We start from the raw sequence: 18,401 nt of genomic DNA, 5'->3' as shown, positions 1-18,401 counted from the left end.
AGCCATGCCATTCATGATTTGGAGGATAGAACATACCTCTATTGCACAAATTTATATGCATAGCGGAACTATGATTATAATGAGAATCATTCCTATTGAAATTCTAGGAAATGTGTGTATAATAGAATTTGTAGATGAAGCTTTTAACTTTAGGACTACAGAAAGGCGGAACTAACAATATGAAACAACTGATTTATCTTGACAATGCAGCGACTACCCAAACACGGCCCGAGGTCGTGGAAGCCATGCTGCCTTATTTTACGGAGTATTATGGAAATCCATCCTCCGTATACGAGTTTTCCGGCATCTCAAAAAAAGCTGTCTCAGGAGCCAGAGAAACCATTGCAAATACTCTGGGTGCCAAGACCAACGAGATCTATTTTACAGCAGGCGGTTCAGAATCTGACAACTGGGCGCTGATTGCAACGGCACAAGCCTATGCTTCAAAAGGAAAACACATCATCACCAGTAAAATCGAACACCATGCCGTGCTTCACACCTGTGAGTATTTGGAGAAGCAGGGCTTTGAGGTAACCTATTTAAATGTAGATGAAAATGGGGTTATAAAGCTGGAGGAGCTTAAAAAAGCCATCCGCCCTGACACCATCCTCATTTCCATCATGTTTGCTAATAATGAGATAGGAACCATAGAACCGATCAAAGAAATCGGAGAGATTGCAAAAGAACGGGGAATATTATTCCACACAGATGCGGTCCAGTCATTTGGCCATGTGCCCATTAACGTGGATGAATACCATATCGATATGCTCAGTGCCAGCGCCCATAAGATCAACGGGCCCAAAGGCATTGGCTTTCTCTATATCAGAAGCGGCATCAAATCCCGTTCCTTCATTCATGGAGGCGCACAGGAAAGAAAACGCCGGGCCGGAACGGAGAATGTGCCGGGAATCGTAGGCTTTGGCAAGGCTGTGGAGCTTGCGGTTGCAGGCATGGACGATAGAGCAAATAAGGAATACGAGCTACGGAATTATCTGATGGACCGGGTTATGGCAGAGGTTCCTTTTACAAGAATTAACGGACACAGGAAAAACAGGCTGTCCAACAACGTAAATTTTGCTTTCCAGTTTATTGAAGGAGAGTCCCTGCTGATCATGCTGGATATGAAAGGTATATGCGGCTCCAGCGGTTCTGCCTGTACTTCAGGCTCCTTGGACCCATCCCATGTACTGCTCGCCATTGGCCTTCCTCACGAAATCGCCCATGGTTCCCTTCGTCTGACCTTAGATGAGCGCAACACAAAGGAAGAGATGGACTATGTTGTGGAATCCATTAAGGAGATTGTGGAAAAACTGCGCAGTATGTCCCCGCTTTATGAGGATTATATTAAGCATCAGGCGAAATAATTCATAGCACCGCCTTTTGGCGGCCGGAAACAAAGCAGATTGATTACCTGGAAATGGAGAAAATAAATTATGTATACAGAAAAAGTAATGGATCATTTTGAGCATCCAAGAAATGTAGGGGAAATTGATAACCCCAGCGGTATGGGTACCGTAGGAAATGCCAAATGCGGCGATATTATGAGAATTTATCTGGATATTGATGGAGATCAGATCATCCGTGATGTAAAATTTAAAACCTTTGGCTGCGGAGCCGCGGTTGCTACAAGCAGCATGGCTACGGAGATGGTAAAGGGAAAATCCGTTCAGGAGGCCATGGCTGTGACGAATATGGCCGTGTGCGAAGCTCTTGATGGGTTACCTCCGGTAAAGGTTCACTGTTCCCTGCTGGCAGAGGAAGCGATTCACGCTGCCTTATGGGACTATGCAAAGAAAAACGGACTTGAGATTGAGGGCTTAAAGAAACCCAAGTCTGATATCGGTGAGGAAGAAGTGGAAGAAGAATATTAAGATGCCGGGCTTTTGCTTATCCGGCTAGAAAGTGGAAACATAAAGCTATGAGCAAAGGGAAAGTAGTAGTAGGAATGTCTGGAGGTGTAGATTCTTCTGTGGCGGCATGGCTCCTGAAAGAACAGGGGTATGAAGTCATAGGTGTTACCATGCAGATATGGCAGGATGAGGATACCAGGACCCAGGAGGAAAACGGAGGCTGCTGCGGCTTAAGCGCCGTGGACGATGCCAGGCGGGTGGCCTGGGACCTGGGGATCCCCTATTATGTCATGAATTTTAAAGAAGAGTTCAAATCCCAGGTCATTGATTATTTTGTAGGAGAATACCAGAAGGGGCGTACTCCCAATCCGTGCATTGCCTGCAACCGATATGTCAAGTGGGAGTCTCTTTTAAAGCGCAGCCTTGATATAGGAGCAGATTATATTGCCACAGGCCATTATGCCCAGATCGATCAGCTCCCCGGCGGTAGATATGCATTAAAGAAGTCCGTGACAGCGGCAAAGGACCAGACGTATGCCCTTTACAATCTGACACAGCATCAGCTGTCCCATACCCTGATGCCTGTGGGGGCTTATTCTAAGGACCAGATCCGTGAGATCGCGGACAGGATCAACCTGATGGTTGCCCATAAACCGGACAGTCAGGAGATCTGCTTTATTCCTGATAATGATTATGCAGGATTCATTGAAGAAAATGCAGGGGAAAAAGCGCCGGAAGGGAACTTTGTGGATCTTTCCGGCCAGGTGATCGGCAGGCACAAGGGAATTACCCATTACACCGTAGGCCAGAGAAAGGGACTTAACTTATCCATGGGCCACCCGGTTTTTGTGGTGGAGATACGGCCTGAAACCAATGAAGTAGTAATCGGAACGGGCGATGACGTTTATGACCATACCTTGCAGGCCAACCATATTAACTGGATGGCAATTTCCGGGCTTCATGGTGAAAGCATGCGGGTGTCGGCAAAGATCCGCTACAGCCATAAGGGTGCCATGTGTACCATACAGGAAGTGGAGGATGGTGTGGTGGAATGCAAGTTTGACGAACCTCAGCGTGCCATCACTCCGGGACAGGCCGTTGTATTCTATGATGGAGACTATGTTGTCGGAGGAGGAACTATAATTTGAGTAATTTAAGAAAAGGCCGTGGGTGGTTGTTATTGGCCTCTGTCCTTCTTTGCACATTTATGCTTGCAGGCTGCGCCAGGAAATATGAAGCCGTAAAAGCACCTGCTCTGGAAGAAGCTCAGGGCGGTTTGGGCCAGGAGGAGGGAGAGGAGACGGCTCCCGTGTCCATTGCGGAGGATAAAACCGGAGAAACTGAAAGCGGAAAAGCAGCGGAGACAAGCTCCCATGAAGCCGCAGTGACCATGGAGACGGCTCCCGCCTTTGAGGCGGCCGACGAAACAGTTTATGTTACCGGCTCCCAGGTGAATATAAGAAAATTTCCTTCTGCCGGCGGAGAAGTCTTAGATAAGCTGGATAAGGGAGTTGCCCTTAAACGGACCGGATACAGCGATAGCTGGAGCCGGGTGGTCTACAAGGACAAGGAATGCTATATTTCCTCCCAGTACGTGTCAAAGGATAAGCCGGTACAGGAGACGGCGGGTGCTGTTCCTTCTGTTTCCGGAAATGGGACAGGTAAGATGATTGCCATAGACCCAGGCCATCAGGCAAAGGGTAATTCCGAAAAGGAACCCATCGGACCAGGTGCTTCTGAGATGAAGGCAAAGGTGGCTTCCGGAACACAGGGAACGGCAACCGGTATCCCGGAATACCAGCTCACTCTTGCGGTTTCTTTAAAATTAAAGCAGGAGCTTATCACCAGGGGCTATCAGGTCTATATGATCCGGGAAACCAATGATGTGAACATCAGCAATGCAGAACGTGCCCAGATGGCGGATAAAAGCGGAGCGGACATCTTTGTCCGGGTCCATGCCAATTCCTTAAATGACAGCAGCATTCAGGGTGCCCTTACCATGTGCCAGACAGCTAAGAATCCTTACAATGGAACCCTGTATAGCAAAAGCCAGTCTCTTTCCAAGGCCGTTGTGGATGGAATCTGCAATCAGACCGGATTTAAGAACCGGGGAGTACAGGAGACGGATTCCATGAGCGGCATCAACTGGTGTAATATACCGGTGACCATTGTGGAGATGGGATTCATGAGCAACGCGGACGAGGATAAGAAGATGGCTACCGAGGAATACCGTGATAAGATCGTAAAAGGGATTGCCGACGGAATTGATGCATATTATAAATAAAATCAAAGAAGAACAGTGGTTTTGAGTCTGACTCAAACCCTGTTCTTTTTTGAATTGCCGGGCCAGGCATAAATGAATAAGAAATGGCATACATTTTCCTGAAATGCGGCTGAGTAGCAAGGAGAATGGAATCATGGCAGATTATGGACTGGCGATGGCAGGCGGCGGAACCAGGGGGGCAGCTCATGTGGGAGTATTATCGGCGCTGGAAGAAGCAGGACTTCTTCCTGACAGGGTAGCGGGGGCCAGTGCCGGAAGTATTGTCGCCGGACTTTATGCAGCAGGCATGACAATAGGGGATATGCGGGAAACGGTGCGGTGGCTGTCAAGACACGGAAGAAGCCTGATTGATCCGGATATTTTAGGGATTGCCTTATTTTTGCCCCAGTTCCTGCTGGGCAGGGAGACAACGCTTCAAGGGCTTATAAAAGGGAACCGGCTTCAGCGTTTTCTCTGCGATTTAACAGATGGGATGGAGATACAGGGAAATTGCAATGGCCTGTTGGTTCCTGCGGTGGATGTTAACAGCGGGGATACGGTTGCGTTTACCAACCTGTTTCAGGCTGAAATTCCCCTTTCCGCATTAAGGCAGGAGCATGTGAAATGGGAGCGGAGCGGACTTCTTTGTGACATCATGATGGCAAGTTCCTCAGTTCCTGCTGTATTCCGTCCCAGGCAGATGAACGGCTTTTTGCTGGTGGATGGGGGAGTGACGAACAACCTTCCTGTGGACCTTTTAATCGCGGCAGGAGAAGTAAAAGTTATTGCAGTTGACATTGGAGAAGAATATGAAATGCCTCACGATCATTCCATCATTGAGACCGCATTCCATTCCTTTTCCATTATGAGCAGAGAGCTTAAGGATTGCCGTTCCAGTGGTGAGATCTTTCTGCTGAAACCGCCCATGCCCAGAGGAGCGGGACTTTTGACCTTTGATTGCATGGAAAAATGTATGGAAAACGGTTACCTTTACACAAAAAGAATGATGCCCCGGATTAAACGGGCACTGGATAAAAAATAGGATTCATAGTATTCTTTAAATAACAAATTACGGTCAGGAGGAAAAGAAATGGAATTGACATTCCGATATGCTGAAAGAAAAGATACGGCTCTTATATTAAAGTTTATTAAAGAACTGGCAGAATACGAAAGAATGCTTGATGAGGTGGTGGCTACGGAAGAACTGCTGGAAGACTGGATTTTTAACAGGCAAAAGGCTGAGGTGATCTTTGCCCTGGCTGATGGGAAAGAGGCCGGATTCGCGCTTTTCTTCCATAATTTTTCAACATTCTTAGGGAGAGCGGGAATTTATCTGGAAGATTTGTATGTAAATCCGGAGTACAGAGGTTGTGGGATTGGAAAGGCGTTATTAAAGAAGCTTGGAGCGGTCGCGGTAGAACGAGGCTGCGGAAGGCTGGAGTGGTGGTGTCTGGATTGGAACAAACCCAGTATCGATTTCTACCTTTCCATGGGAGCGGAACCTATGGAGGACTGGACGGTTTACCGGATAGCCGGTAAGGAGTTAAAGGATCTGGCGGATTAATTTAAGATGTTTGCTTTATGGTAATAAAAAAAGGACGTACCCGGAAAATGTATCTGTGTACGTCCTTTTGCTCACTTATTTATTAGCTTTTTCAATTTCCTGCATCTTCATAGCCCGCACCTTTAAGGGAAGTCCAAACAGAGTGATAAAACCATCTGCGTCATGGTGGTCATATAAATCACCTGTTGTAAAGGAAGCAAGGGACTCACTGTACAAGGAGTAAGGGGAGGTCGTTCCTGCCTTAATGATATTTCCCTTATAAAGCTTTAATTTCACTTCACCGGTCACATACTTTTGTGTGGATTCTACAAATGCCTGAACTGCTTCACGGAGAGGGGTAAACCATTTGCCTTCATAAACGATCTGTGCAAACTTATTGCCCATATCTTTCTTCACTTCCATGGTAGCACGGTCTAATACAAGTTCTTCTAACTGCTGATGAGCCTCAAGGAGGATGGTTCCGCCGGGAGTTTCATAAACGCCGCGGGATTTCATTCCCACAACCCGGTTTTCCACGATATCCACGATACCGATGCCGTGCTTGCCGCCCAGTTCATTTAACTTGGTGATGATATCAGAAACCTTCATCTTTTCCCCATTTACGCTGGTAGGAATGCCTTTTTCAAAGGTCATGGTTACATATTCCCCTTCATTCGGAGCATTTTCAGGAGATACGCCCAATACTAATAAATGATCATAATTTGGCTCATTTGCCGGGTCTTCCAGCTCCAGGCCTTCATGGCTGATGTGCCATAAGTTACGGTCACGGCTATAGCTGTTATCAGCGGAGAAGGGAAGGTCGATTCCGTGCTGCTTGCAGTATTCGATCTCATCTTCCCTGGACTGCATCGTCCATACATCGGTCATACGCCATGGCGCAATGATCTTTAAATCAGGGGCAAGAGCCTTGATTCCCAGCTCAAAACGGATCTGGTCGTTTCCTTTGCCCGTAGCGCCGTGGCAGATGGCGGTAGCGCCTTCTTTCCTTGCGATCTCCACCAGTCTCTTTGCAATGGCCGGACGGGCCATGGATGTGCCTAATAAGTACTTGTTTTCATAAACCGCATTTGCCAGTACGCATGGAATGATGTAATTGTCGCAGAAGTCATCTACCAGATTTTCAATATATAATTTGGAAGCACCGGATAATTTGGCTCTTTCCTCCAAACCGTCTAATTCATTACCCTGACCGCAGTCGATGCAGCAGCAGATTACCTCATAATCAAAATTTTCCTTTAACCACGGGATAATGGCTGTGGTATCAAGGCCGCCGGAATAAGCTAAAATAACTCTCTCTTTCATTTATAGATCCTCCTCGATTTTTATTGGATTTTTTTCGTTGAACTTTCATAAATATACACCAAAACCATGAATAATGCAAGGGAAAAATAAAAAATATAAAAAAAACTTGCATAATATACGTTATCAATGTATAATTATGAACTATCAGTAATTGAAAAACCTGGAAGGGCCTTTCTTTTGGAGGAAGAGCCTGTATAAATAAGGTATAAAGTGCCGGAATCCGGCAGAAATGAAAAACAGATCACACATGAAAGAATATAAGGAGAGATGATTATGATTAAGGCGGGAATAATAGGGTCTACCGGATATGCAGGCGGCGAGCTTGTAAAGCTTTTGCTCCAGAGAGACGATGTGGAGATCATATGGTACGGATCCAAAAGCTATGTGGATCAGAAATACGCTTCTGTTTATCAAAACATGTTTCAGATTGTGGATGATTCCTGCCGGGATGACAATGTGGAGGCCTTGGCAGAAATCGCAGATGTGATTTTTACTGCAACACCCCAGGGCTATTGTGCTTCTCTCATGAATGAGAATATATTAAAGAAAACAAAGGTCATTGACTTAAGCGCTGATTATAGGATCAAGGACGTGGCTGTCTATGAAGAATGGTATAAGATGGAGCACAAGACGCCTCAGTTTATAAAGGAAGCGGTCTACGGGCTTCCGGAAATCAACCGGGTGGATATTAAAAATGCCAGGCTTATCGCCAATCCCGGCTGTTATCCCACTTGCTCCACCTTATCCATTTATCCATTGGTAAAGGAAGGGCTTATAGATCCCGATACTATCATCATTGACGCCAAGTCAGGAACCTCAGGCGCCGGAAGAGGAGCCAAGGTGGATAATTTATACTGTGAGGTCAATGAAAACATCAAGGCTTATGGCGTAGGCGTCCACAGGCACACGCCGGAAATCGAGGAACAGCTGTCCTATGGAGCCGGCCGTCCGCTCACCGTAAGCTTTACCCCGCATCTGGTGCCCATGAACCGTGGTATTCTCATAACTGCCTATGCAACTCTCATCAAGTCTGTTTCCTATGAGGAAGTAAAGGCAGCCTATGATAAATATTATGCAGACGAATACTTTGTCCGGGTATTGGAAAAGGATGTTGCCCCCCAGACCAAATGGGTGGAAGGGAGCAATTTTGTGGATGTGAATTTCAAAATTGATCCAAGGACCAACCGTGTGGTCATGATGGGCGCTATGGATAACCTGGTAAAGGGGGCCGCGGGACAGGCGGTGCAAAATATGAATATCCTGTTTGGATTGCCGGAGAATAAGGGACTTAAGCTCATTCCCATGTTTCCGTAAGGTCTGTAAATGAATACTTAAATAAGGGAAAATACTATGATGATTCGTGGAATGACATTAGAGGATTATGACCAGGTTTATGTACTGTGGTCAGGTATTAAAGGTTTTGGAATCCGAACTGCAGACGATTCCAGGGAAGGTGTGGAAAGGTTTATCGGGAGAAATCCCGGAACCTGCGTGGTGGCGGTAGAGGGGGGAAGGATCATTGGTTCTGTTCTCTGCGGCCATGACGGGCGGCGGGGCTGCATGTACCATGTGTGCGTGGCAGAGGAATACCGGCAGCAAGGCGTTGGGCACAAGTTAGTCCTGGAAGCCATGGAAAGGCTAAGGAAAGAAGGGATCAATCAGGTGAACTTAGTTGCCTTCCGGTCCAATGCTGTAGGCAATGAATTCTGGAAAAAGAACGGTTGGGTCTTTCGGGAAGACATCAATTACTACGAATTCAGCTTAAATGAGAATAATATCGTAAGGTTTATTGGATAAACAGGGGGTATGAAAATGAATCTAAAAAGAATATCTGCAGAATTTTCCGTCTGCAAGCTGTCCGGTCCGGCGGATCTTGGAACACTTGACATGACCTCCGGATTCTGGTTTCTGGGAAAAACAGACGAGGAGATGTCTCTGGTATGCGAGACTTCCTCAGTGCCCGAAGATACCATGGAACGGGAGGACGGTTTTTCAGCATTCCGGATAGAAGGAATCCTGGATTTTTCCCTCATCGGAATTTTATCGAAAATATCGACGGTACTGGCAGATCACGGAATCGGAATATTTGCAGTATCCACATTTAATACGGACTACATTCTTGTGAAAAAGGAAAATTACGAAAAGGCGTTAAAGCATCTGGAGGCCGCAGGGTATACGGTCACCGGAACTAAGGAGGAAATTTGACATGAAGCATATAGACGGCGGTATAACAGCGGCAAAAGGATTTAAGGCGGCATCTGCGGCGGCGGGAATTAAATATAAAGACAGAAAAGACATGGCAATGATTTACAGTGAAGTGCCCTGTAAGGCAGCGGCAACCTTTACCACCAATATTGTAAAAGCAGCCCCTGTAAAATGGGATAAAGTGATTGTGGAAAATTCTCCTTACGCCCAGGCAGTCATTATCAATGCGGGAATCGCCAATGCCTGCACCGGAGAGGAAGGGCTTCGTTATTGTATGGAAACGGCAGAAGCAGCGGCGGAGTGCCTTTCCATCTCTGTTAGTTCCGTTCTGGTGGCCTCCACCGGAGTGATCGGCAAACAGCTTCCCATGGACCACATTGTGGCAGGCGTGAAGGACATGGCCCCGGTTCTTGACGGCAGCCAGGAAAGCGGGACGGACGCAGCCATTGCCATTATGACCACGGATACCGTAAAAAAGGAAGTTGCAGTTCAGTTTGAAGCAGGGGGAAAGACCATTACCATGGGCGGCATGTGCAAGGGCTCCGGCATGATCCATCCCAACATGTGCACCATGTTAAGCTTTGTTACCACAGATGCGGCTATTTCCAAAGAGCTTTTGCAGGAAGCCTTGAGAGAGGACATCAAAGACACCTACAATATGATTTCCGTAGATGGGGACACATCCACCAATGACACTGTGCTCCTCCTTGCAAACGGCATGGCAGGGAATGAGGAAATCCAGTCGAAGAACGAAGATTATGAGGCATTTTGCAAGGCGCTCAATTTCATTAATGAAACCCTCGCAAAGAAGATGGCAGGTGATGGGGAAGGCTGTACTGCATTGTTTGAGGTAAAAATCGTCGGAGCGGAAACAAAGGAACAGGCTGTGACCCTTTCAAAATCCGTCATCACTTCCAGTCTTACGAAAGCCGCCATTTTCGGCCATGACGCCAATTGGGGACGGATCCTTTGTGCCATGGGTTATTCCGGAGCCATGTTTGACCCGGAAAAGGTGGATTTGTATTTTGAAAGCACAGCAGGAAAGTTGAAAATCATTGAAAACGGTGTCGCCCTTCCCTATAGCGAAGAGGAGGCCACAAAGATCTTATCAGAACCGGAAGTGACCGCAACTGCGGATATTAAAATGGGAGAAGCAACTGCTACGGCCTGGGGCTGCGACCTGACATTTGACTATGTGAAGATCAATGCGGATTACCGCTCATAAGACCAATGGGGTTAACTGCCGTGAGTAGGAAACACCTTACAGGTATCCCTTTATGCCAGAAAGCAGGCAAGAAAGAGGAAAGGAGAAATTCATATGGAACTGGATCACAGCATTATGGAAAAAGCGGAGGTACTGATTGAAGCCCTTCCATATATACAACGTTTCAACCGCAAAACCATTGTGGTGAAATACGGCGGAAGCGCCATGGTGGATGAGGAATTGAAAAAGCAGGTCATACAGGATGTGGTGCTTTTAAAGCTGGTCGGCTTTAAGCCAATCATCGTCCATGGCGGCGGAAAGGAAATCAGCAAGTGGGTGGAAAAATCGGGCATGGAGCCACATTTTGTCAATGGCCTCCGGGTAACTGATGAACCAACCTTGGAGATCGCAGAAATGGTGCTTAACCGGGTCAACAAAAGTTTGGTGCAGTTGGTCAATGAGCTGGGAGTAAAAGCCGTTGGAATCAGCGGAAAGGATGGCATGATGTTAAAATGCCAAAAGCGCTATTCTAACGGAGAGGACATTGGATATGTGGGAGATATTACGGAGGTGGATCCTCAAATCATATATGATTTACTGGAAAAGGATTTTCTTCCTATCATCTGTCCTGTGGGCTTTGACGGGGATTTTGAGACCTACAATATCAACGCCGATGATGCGGCCTGTGCCATTGCCACGGCAATGGAAGCAGAGAAGCTGGCTTTTTTGACGGATGTTGAGGGAGTTTATAAGGATTTTCAGGATAAGGACTCCCTTATTTCAGAAATGTCCATGGAAGAAGCGCAGGAATTTGTGGAAAGCGGGATGCTTGGAGGGGGTATGCTCCCCAAGCTTCAGAATTGCATTGATGCCATGAAGCAGGGAGTATCCAGGGTACATATCATGGATGGACGGATTCCCCATTGCCTGCTTTTGGAGATATTCACGAACAAGGGAATCGGAACAGCCATTATAAGTGCGGGAGAGGAGCGATTTTATCATGCGAAGTAAGCAGGAATACATTGAGAAAGTGGAATCAGAGATTTATAAGATTTATAACCGTTTTCCTATTGTTTTTGACCATGGGGACGGTGTCCGTCTTTATGACACGGATGGAGAGGAATATCTGGATTTTGGAGCCGGGATCGCGGTGATAGGCCTGGGTTATAATGATCCGGAATTTAATAAAGCGTTAAAGGAACAGGTGGATAAACTTCTTCATACTTCCAATTTATTTTATAATGTTCCGGCTATGGAAGCGGGAGAGCTGATCTTAAAGGCATCCGACATGGATAAGGTATTTTTTACCAACAGCGGGACCGAAGCGGTGGAAGGTGCTTTAAAGATAGCCAGAAGATTTGCTTACAATAAGGACGGCAGCCACGACCACGAAATAATCGCCATGAAACACTCCTTCCACGGCAGGAGCTTTGGAGCTCTTTCCGTAACAGGAAACGACCATTACCAGGAACCTTTTAAGCCATTGCTTCCGGGAATCAAATTCGCTGAATTTAATGATCTGGACAGTGTAAAGAAGCTGGTAAATGATAAGACCTGCGCCATAATCATGGAAACAGTCCAGGGTGAAGGGGGCATCTATCCGGCCAGCGAGGAATTTTTAAAGGGTGTAAGAGCACTTTGTGATGAGCATGACATGCTGCTGATCCTGGATGAAATCCAGTGCGGAATGGGGCGGACCGGTACCATGTTCGCCTGGCAGAAATACGGAGTAAAGCCGGATGTGATGACTGTGGCAAAGGCTTTGGGAAACGGCGTGCCAGTGGGAGCGTTCCTGGCAGCAGGTAAGGCCGCGACAGCCATGTCCCCCGGTGACCATGGAACTACCTACGGCGGAAATCCTTTTGTTACAGCTGCAGCGTTCAAGGTACTGGAATTGTTTGAAAAGCGGAAGATCGTGGACCACGTAAAAGAGATGGGAGAGTATCTTGCAAAGAAGCTTAATTCCCTGTCGGAGCGGTATGATATCATAACCGGTCAGAGAGGCGTGGGGCTGATCCGGGGCCTGGAGTTTTCTGTGCCGGTTGCCCCCATTGTGAGTCAGGCCTTGTTAGAGCAAAAGCTGGTGCTCATCAGCGCCGGGACGAATGTGATCCGCTTTGTTCCTCCCCTGGTGATCGAAAAGGAACATGTGGATGAGATGGTGGAGAAGCTGGAGGCGGTACTGAAGGGTCAACTATAACGATTCTGCCGGAGTTTTAAAGACTCCGGCTTCATGCGTGATGATATCACAGAGATTAATCATGTGATCGTTGATAAGAAACGTGATATGAAACTGTGCTATGTGCACAAAAAAATAGTATATAATAAAATAATATGATAATTATGCCTTAAAAATCTTGACGAATTATTTTTGGTTTAGTATAATAAACAAAAAGAATGAAATATAATTTTACTGGAAGTGTTACTGTTTGGCAGGCCTGACCAGGATGATGTAATGTTGCAGATAATAATGTTTAACTGCGATTTTACATGATCTTGGTCTTTTTTATTTGGGAAGGTGAACTTTTTGCATGTAGAAAAGCGTATCAATAATAATGTACTATTGGCGTCAGAGGATGGACAGCAGATGGTTCTGGTGGGGAAAGGTATTGGTTTTCAGGTTTACCCTGGCAATGAGGTTGATAAAAGCAAGATTGAGAAAACCTTTTATCCTACGAACAACATGTCCTTTACTCAAATGGCAGCCCTTATGACCGGTTGTGGACCAAATGAACTAAAGGCAGTGTTCAAAATTGTAAATATGGCCAAGGAGATTTTTAAAGAATTAAATGACAATATGTTCTTTTCCTTACTTGACCATTTATCCTTTGCCCTGAAACGCCGCGAAAATCAGATGGATATTGTAAATCCATTGGAATGGGAGATAAAGAAGTTCTATTCCAGAGAATACCAGATGGGTATTAAGGCATTAGAAATCATAAAGGTTGATTTAGGAACACAGCTTCCTGACAGCGAAGCAGCATTTTTTGCACTTCACATTGTAAATGCACAGATAGATAGTGTAACGGGTGATGAGATTTTTGGAATCACTGAAATGACAAATTCCATTTTAAAACTGGTCAAGTATTTCTATCAGTGCGAGTTTGATGAGGACAGTGTGTTCTTTAACCGTTTTATAACTCATGTAAGGTATTATCTGATGAGACGGTTAAAAGGAGAGAAAGTCGCCCCTACAGAGAGGGGGATTATTGACTCGGTCCGTAAGGCGGATTCTCAGGCTTACGAATGTGTAAACAGGATTGCACAGTATATTTATGAGAAGCAGAGATGGGAAACTTCAGAAACAGAGAAGATGTTTTTAATGCTGCATATTATTAATTTAGTTAAAAAGGTGAATAAATAAGGGATTCGTTACAGTTCGGCTGGCAAGACCCAAAACTGTCTGACGGCAATCCATTCGTCAGGTAGGTTTGGGTCTTTTGTTTTATAGGCACATTTCAGTGCCCGTAGATATATCATGTTCTGTATCTTCCTGCACTCTGCGCAGAGGAAGTTCGGCCACATAAGGCATCTGGCATTTATAAACAGCAAGATGTGGCCATGCTCCGGCGGGGATTTGACGGAACTGAGAATCTGCTGTTTTAGCTGTATAAGCGCGCGGCAGCCTGGCAGATAGAAAGAAGCAATTTCATGATGCATAAGGAGGAAAAAGATGGAACGAGATGAATTATCGAGAAAAATTATAGAGCATGTAGGTGGGATAGGAAATATCAAGTCTCTGTCTCATTGTATGACACGGCTACGCTTTTTCTTAGTGGATGACAATAAAACCAATAAATTGGAATTAAAAAAACTTTCTATACTTGGCGTACAGAAGCAGGGCGGTCAGTACCAGGTGATTGTCGGGAATGACGTATCCAGGGTTTATAAGGAAATCATAAAGCAGTATCCAAGGATTGCAGGGGGAGAAAATATCTCAGTTGATACCGGAGAGAAAAAGGGGAGTATTTTTAACCGTATGCTTGCAACCTTGACTGCAATTCTGGTTGCGCCGCTTTCCGCTATTATCGGTGGTGGCTTAATCTTGGGTATCCGGTATATGTTTACTACCCTGCACATTTTTCCGGGTGACAGCCCGCTGGTTTTCCTGCTTACGGTAATCGGTAACTCATCCCTTTATTTCTTTCCATTCCTGCTTGCGGTTTCGGCTGCCAAGCGATTCAATACCAATATTTATATGGCCATGGGGATAGCGGCTGCCATGCTTGATCCCAATATCATTGCTAAGGTTGGAGAAGATCCGGTAAGGCTTTTGGGGGCAATACCCATTCCTATGATTAATTATGGAAGCAGTGTTATCCCCATTATCCTGGCGATATGGTTTATGAGTAAAGTATATGGCTGGCTGGATGACCATTTACCATCTATGATCACTGTTATATTTGTTCCTCTGCTGACTTTTTTGATTGTTATTCCTATAAACTTAATTTTAATCGCTCCTATGGCTACTTACCTGACAACGTATGTATCCAATGGACTTGAGTGGCTGATAAACTTAAACCTTGGAATTGCAGGCTTTGTGATCGGTTCGACCCGTCCGCTCCTGGTACTGGTTGGTATGCATCATGCCATCCGGCCCCTTCAGTATATGCAGTTAGAGACCCTTGGCTATACCACAATTGCTCCGGCAACCTTTATATCCACCATGTCCCAGGCAACCGCAGCATTTGCAGTCGCGATACTTGCGAAAGACCGGAAGAATAAGCAGATTGCAACCTCTTCCACCATTTCGGGCTATTTAGGCATTACCGAGCCTGCTCTGTATGGAATTATCTTTAAGTACCGGGCAGCTCTGTTTGGTTGTATCATAGGCGGTGGTCTTGGGGGGATGGTTAGTACCATGATGGGGGCGAAGGCCTTTTCGTCGGGAATGCCAAGTGTATTAACAACTCCGGTATTCATGGGAGACAAGCCTCTATCCATTGTTTATGGCCTTATTGTGATGTTTGTGTCTACATTTGGAATCACATGGTTTCTTTCGAAAACCGTATTTCAGCTGGATGATAACATAGTCTTTACCGATGGAATCTCAGAAGTCGGGGCAGTAAAGGGGGAAACTGCCCCAGGGCATCTGGTGTTCAGCCCTGTCGGCGGGCAGATATGCAAACTAGAGGATATTAAAGACGAAACATTCTCCAGTAAAATATTGGGCGAAGGAATCGGAATCATTCCAAGTGAAAACCTGATTGCCGCCCCTGCGGATGGTACGGTCAATACTGTTTTCCATACCAACCATGCACTTGGGTTAATTACGGAGGATGGTGCGGAAATACTTATTCATATCGGTTTAGATACTGTTAAACTGGAAGGGCAGTTCTTTACTGCCAGATGTAAAGCAGGGGACAAAGTGAAAAAGGGGGATGCTCTTATTGAGTTTGACCGGGAACAGATTGCAGCAGCCGGGTATGATACTACAGTCGTTGTAGTGATTTCCAATACCATGGCGTATGGGAGAATCCAGCCTGAATTTGAAGAGGGAGCTATTTTTGCTGGCGAAAAGATTATAACTGCCAGATAGAAACACCCTACGGGTATACCTCTATGTCCCAAAAGCGTGGACAGTAATAATGAAAGGAGAATGGATATGATAAAACATGCACCTAACGGCTTTCCAAAAGGATTTCTCTGGGGAAGTGCGACCGCGGCTTGCCAGATAGAGGGCGGCTGCAGAGAAGGAGGGAAGGGCTTGAGTGTAGCAGACGTGGCCATGAAACAGGGAAAGGGAGTTCCACGAAAAGAGTATAAAAACGTTACAAAAGAGCAGATGAAAGCAGCAGAATGCTGCGTTGGGGAGGAGTTCTATCCTAAGAGGCATGGTGTGGATTTCTATCATCGTTTCAAGGAGGATATTGATTTGTGTGCCCAAATGGGATTTACCGCCTTTCGGATGTCGATTGCCTGGAGCCGGATTTTTCCAAATGGTGATGAATTAGAGCCTAATCCTGAGGGAGTAGGATTCTACCATGAGGTATTTAAAGAACTGAAGAAATATAAGATAGAGCCCATTGTGACTCTTTCCCACTTTGAGATGCCTCTCCATCTGGTCACTCAATATGGAGGCTGGGCCAACCGTAAACTGATTGACATGTTTGTGCGTTACTGTAAAGTGTGTTTTGACGAATATGGGAGCTATGTCACATATTGGATTAATTTTAATGAAATGAACGGTACCCGCTTTAATACTTTTTATTCGACTGGCATCGTCCGGGAGGATTGGGGGGATAAGTATGAGCAGGCAACCTATCAGGCCGCCCATAACCAGTTCGTCGCTTCTGCAAAAGCTGTCAGATATTTAAGGGAGACAAGACCTGATGCCAGAATGGGCTGCATGGTGGTACCTTTTACCCGTTATCCCGGTACATGCAAGCCTGAGGATGTGATGAAGTCGCTGCATGACATGCATCTGGACTGCTATTTTTATACAGATATTTACATGAGGGGAGAGTATCCGGGATATGCGTCTCGCTACTTTGATGACCATCAGATCCAGATTGAGACGGAGGATAAGGACTTTGAACTGATCAATACGTATAAAGTCGATTACCTGACTTTCAGCTATTATTCCACCGGCATATCCAGCGTAGAGCAGGAGGGTTGGGAAACAACAGACGGGAATTTAGGCCAGCAGCTTAAAAATCCCTACTTGAAAGCCTCAGAATGGGGCTGGCAGATTGATCCCATGGGACTGCGCTATCAGCTTAGTTGTTTTGCTGACCGGTATCCTGGCGTAGAAATGATGGTAGTTGAAAATGGCCTTGGCGCCCAGGATATTGTAGAAGCAGACGGTAGCATCCAGGATGATTACCGCATTGATTACCTGCATCGCCACATTGAGCAGATAAAGGAAGCTATTCGTGATGGGGTGAATGTAATTGGATACACATCCTGGTCTTCTATGGATTGTGTCTCTTCCGGAACGTCTGAAATGGCAAAACGTTATGGGTTCATTTATGTTGATTTGGATGATAACAATGAAGGGAGTCTTGTAAGAAAACCCAAGAAATCGTTTTACTGGTATAAAAAGGTGATCCAGACTAACGGAGAGGAATTATAAAAAAGAGAGGAGTATTTTATATGCAATTAATCATCGCGAAAGACTATGAAGCTATGAGCCTTATTGCTCTTACCCATATGCAAGCTCATATGTACACAGGGGATAACCGGAGGGTTAATCTTTCCATTACGGCAGGAAAGACCCCGGAACGGCTGTATCAGTTGCTTACAGAGGAGTATAAGGGGAATCCCTGTTTTAAACATATCCATTTTTATAACTTTGATGAGATACCGAGAGAGGGGGAGAAAACCGGTGTTACTATGAATGATTTAAATCGTATGTTCTTTAGCCCGGCAGAGGTACCCGGGGAGCTGATCCATGTTTTGGATACAAAAAACTGGAATAATTATGACAAGAAGCTTAAAGAGGATGGCGGATTAGATATGCTCATTATGGGGCTTGGCACGGATGGACATTTCTGTGGAAATCTTGCAGGTACGGTAGAACATTTCGGCATGGAGACCCGGATGGTAACAAAAGGGAAATATCCGATCCCATATTTTGAAAAAGAGACCAGTCCGGACCATTATGTGACGTTTGGTCCGAAAACTGTGATGAATGCCCGGCATCTCATCATGATTATTAATGGCAGCCACAAAGCAGAAATCGCAGAAAAAGCCTTATTCGGCCCGGTTACGCCAGAGGTTCCTGCCAGTATTTTCCAACTGCATCCCAATTATACGGTCATCATGGACGCGGAAGCAGCATCCTTGTTGGATAGATAAAGCAGAGGGAGTATAATGAAACCTATTGGTGTTGTTTTACGATTTAAAGCTTTAAAGTATCAAATTGAGCTTGTTCCGGAGTCTCATCATGAGCAGCCGGAATAGGCTCTCTTTTTATGGTACCTTTTTGTGTTTTTAGAAGAGACCGAAAGTTTTTGCCTGTTTTTGGTATACTCTGATCTGTGTAGATAATAAGTCCTGGCTTAGAATGTT

At 45.6% G+C, this 18,401-nt stretch carries 17 protein-coding genes; 16 read left to right on the top strand and 1 reads right to left on the bottom strand.

The window, feature by feature from the left end; genetic code table 11:
* Positions 1 to 179 precede the first annotated feature (179 nt).
* The 6 genes from nifS (at position 180) to AC27IJ_RS14525 (ending at position 5,677) form a co-directional block, all read left to right on the top strand.
* Positions 180 to 1,364, top strand: a complete 1,185-nt coding sequence (gene nifS / locus AC27IJ_RS14550; RefSeq protein WP_312502237.1) for a cysteine desulfurase NifS — start codon at positions 180 to 182, stop codon at positions 1,362 to 1,364.
* Between the two features lie 69 nt (positions 1,365 to 1,433).
* Positions 1,434 to 1,871, top strand: coding sequence for a Fe-S cluster assembly scaffold protein NifU (gene nifU / locus AC27IJ_RS14545; RefSeq protein WP_487149495.1), 438 nt, complete (start codon positions 1,434 to 1,436; stop codon positions 1,869 to 1,871).
* A 47-nt stretch (positions 1,872 to 1,918) separates the two neighbouring features.
* Complete coding sequence (mnmA, locus tag AC27IJ_RS14540) at positions 1,919 to 2,998, top strand: tRNA 2-thiouridine(34) synthase MnmA (RefSeq protein ID WP_312445120.1); 1,080 nt, start codon at positions 1,919 to 1,921, stop codon at positions 2,996 to 2,998.
* On the top strand, positions 2,995 to 4,134 hold the full coding sequence (locus tag AC27IJ_RS14535) for an N-acetylmuramoyl-L-alanine amidase family protein (protein ID WP_312502235.1): 1,140 nt from the start codon (positions 2,995 to 2,997) through the stop codon (positions 4,132 to 4,134). The genes mnmA and AC27IJ_RS14535 overlap by 4 nt, the downstream gene beginning before the upstream one ends.
* Positions 4,135 to 4,267: 133 nt before the next feature.
* The gene (locus tag AC27IJ_RS14530; protein ID WP_312445122.1) at positions 4,268 to 5,155 is read left to right on the top strand and encodes a patatin-like phospholipase family protein; all 888 of its coding nucleotides are present in this window, start codon (positions 4,268 to 4,270) and stop codon (positions 5,153 to 5,155) included.
* A gap of 48 nt (positions 5,156 to 5,203) precedes the next feature.
* The gene (locus AC27IJ_RS14525; RefSeq protein ID WP_312502233.1) at positions 5,204 to 5,677 is read left to right on the top strand and encodes a GNAT family N-acetyltransferase; all 474 of its coding nucleotides are present in this window, start codon (positions 5,204 to 5,206) and stop codon (positions 5,675 to 5,677) included.
* 75 nt (positions 5,678 to 5,752) lie between these two features.
* Here the strand turns inward: AC27IJ_RS14525 and AC27IJ_RS14520 are convergent, their stop codons facing one another.
* On the bottom strand, positions 5,753 to 6,979 hold the full coding sequence (locus tag AC27IJ_RS14520) for an argininosuccinate synthase (RefSeq protein WP_312445126.1): 1,227 nt from the start codon (positions 6,977 to 6,979) through the stop codon (positions 5,753 to 5,755).
* 273 nt (positions 6,980 to 7,252) lie between these two features.
* On the opposite strand from AC27IJ_RS14520, the gene argC reads away from it, so the two are divergent.
* From argC to AC27IJ_RS14470, 10 genes are all read left to right on the top strand, one after another.
* Positions 7,253 to 8,293, top strand: coding sequence for an N-acetyl-gamma-glutamyl-phosphate reductase (gene argC, locus AC27IJ_RS14515; RefSeq protein WP_312502232.1), 1,041 nt, complete (start codon positions 7,253 to 7,255; stop codon positions 8,291 to 8,293).
* Between the two features lie 36 nt (positions 8,294 to 8,329).
* Complete coding sequence (locus tag AC27IJ_RS14510) at positions 8,330 to 8,776, top strand: GNAT family N-acetyltransferase (RefSeq protein WP_487149490.1); 447 nt, start codon at positions 8,330 to 8,332, stop codon at positions 8,774 to 8,776.
* Positions 8,777 to 8,791: 15 nt separating this feature from the next.
* A complete protein-coding gene (locus AC27IJ_RS14505; protein ID WP_487149488.1) occupies positions 8,792 to 9,184 on the top strand; it encodes an ACT domain-containing protein in 393 nt (130 codons plus the stop codon).
* 1 nt (position 9,185) lies between these two features.
* Positions 9,186 to 10,409, top strand: a complete 1,224-nt coding sequence (argJ, locus tag AC27IJ_RS14500; RefSeq protein WP_487149486.1) for a bifunctional glutamate N-acetyltransferase/amino-acid acetyltransferase ArgJ — start codon at positions 9,186 to 9,188, stop codon at positions 10,407 to 10,409.
* Positions 10,410 to 10,502: 93 nt separating this feature from the next.
* Positions 10,503 to 11,399 (top strand): acetylglutamate kinase, encoded by an 897-nt coding sequence (gene argB, locus AC27IJ_RS14495; RefSeq protein ID WP_312445134.1) that lies wholly within the window; start codon positions 10,503 to 10,505, stop codon positions 11,397 to 11,399.
* A complete protein-coding gene (locus AC27IJ_RS14490; protein ID WP_487149484.1) occupies positions 11,389 to 12,588 on the top strand; it encodes an aspartate aminotransferase family protein in 1,200 nt (399 codons plus the stop codon). Before argB ends, AC27IJ_RS14490 begins: the two co-directional genes overlap by 11 nt.
* 327 nt (positions 12,589 to 12,915) lie before the next feature.
* Complete coding sequence (locus tag AC27IJ_RS14485; RefSeq protein WP_312445137.1) at positions 12,916 to 13,752, top strand: PRD domain-containing protein; 837 nt, start codon at positions 12,916 to 12,918, stop codon at positions 13,750 to 13,752.
* A 309-nt stretch (positions 13,753 to 14,061) separates the two neighbouring features.
* Positions 14,062 to 15,927, top strand: a complete 1,866-nt coding sequence (locus AC27IJ_RS14480) for a glucose PTS transporter subunit IIA (RefSeq protein ID WP_487149482.1) — start codon at positions 14,062 to 14,064, stop codon at positions 15,925 to 15,927.
* A 66-nt stretch (positions 15,928 to 15,993) separates the two neighbouring features.
* Positions 15,994 to 17,463 carry a glycoside hydrolase family 1 protein gene (locus AC27IJ_RS14475; protein WP_487149480.1) on the top strand — a complete coding sequence of 490 codons (1,470 nt, stop codon included), beginning with the start codon at positions 15,994 to 15,996 and terminating at the stop codon, positions 17,461 to 17,463.
* Between the two features lie 20 nt (positions 17,464 to 17,483).
* Positions 17,484 to 18,188, top strand: coding sequence for a glucosamine-6-phosphate deaminase (locus AC27IJ_RS14470; protein WP_487149478.1), 705 nt, complete (start codon positions 17,484 to 17,486; stop codon positions 18,186 to 18,188).
* Positions 18,189 to 18,401 lie beyond the last annotated feature (213 nt).

Source organism: Lacrimispora sp. YZC11 (assembly GCF_057543815.1).
Note: the sequence above shows the minus strand (reverse complement) of the source record. Positions and strands in the feature narration are given on the sequence as shown.

Excerpts from the sequence above, each read along its gene's own strand:
- argB (WP_312445134.1), top strand. The coding sequence starts at position 10,503 with ATGGAACTGGATCACAGCATTATGGAAAAAGCGGAGGTACTGATTGAA.
- AC27IJ_RS14470 (WP_487149478.1), top strand. The coding sequence starts at position 17,484 with ATGCAATTAATCATCGCGAAAGACTATGAAGCTATGAGCCTTATTGCT.
- AC27IJ_RS14475 (WP_487149480.1), top strand. The coding sequence starts at position 15,994 with ATGATAAAACATGCACCTAACGGCTTTCCAAAAGGATTTCTCTGGGGA.
- nifU (WP_487149495.1), top strand. The coding sequence starts at position 1,434 with ATGTATACAGAAAAAGTAATGGATCATTTTGAGCATCCAAGAAATGTA.
- AC27IJ_RS14520 (WP_312445126.1), bottom strand. The coding sequence starts at position 6,979 with ATGAAAGAGAGAGTTATTTTAGCTTATTCCGGCGGCCTTGATACCACA.
- argC (WP_312502232.1), top strand. The coding sequence starts at position 7,253 with ATGATTAAGGCGGGAATAATAGGGTCTACCGGATATGCAGGCGGCGAG.
- mnmA (WP_312445120.1), top strand. The coding sequence starts at position 1,919 with ATGAGCAAAGGGAAAGTAGTAGTAGGAATGTCTGGAGGTGTAGATTCT.
- AC27IJ_RS14530 (WP_312445122.1), top strand. The coding sequence starts at position 4,268 with ATGGCAGATTATGGACTGGCGATGGCAGGCGGCGGAACCAGGGGGGCA.
- nifS (WP_312502237.1), top strand. The coding sequence starts at position 180 with ATGAAACAACTGATTTATCTTGACAATGCAGCGACTACCCAAACACGG.
- AC27IJ_RS14480 (WP_487149482.1), top strand. The coding sequence starts at position 14,062 with ATGGAACGAGATGAATTATCGAGAAAAATTATAGAGCATGTAGGTGGG.
- AC27IJ_RS14525 (WP_312502233.1), top strand. The coding sequence starts at position 5,204 with ATGGAATTGACATTCCGATATGCTGAAAGAAAAGATACGGCTCTTATA.
- AC27IJ_RS14510 (WP_487149490.1), top strand. The coding sequence starts at position 8,330 with ATGATGATTCGTGGAATGACATTAGAGGATTATGACCAGGTTTATGTA.
- AC27IJ_RS14490 (WP_487149484.1), top strand. The coding sequence starts at position 11,389 with ATGCGAAGTAAGCAGGAATACATTGAGAAAGTGGAATCAGAGATTTAT.
- argJ (WP_487149486.1), top strand. The coding sequence starts at position 9,186 with ATGAAGCATATAGACGGCGGTATAACAGCGGCAAAAGGATTTAAGGCG.
- AC27IJ_RS14505 (WP_487149488.1), top strand. The coding sequence starts at position 8,792 with ATGAATCTAAAAAGAATATCTGCAGAATTTTCCGTCTGCAAGCTGTCC.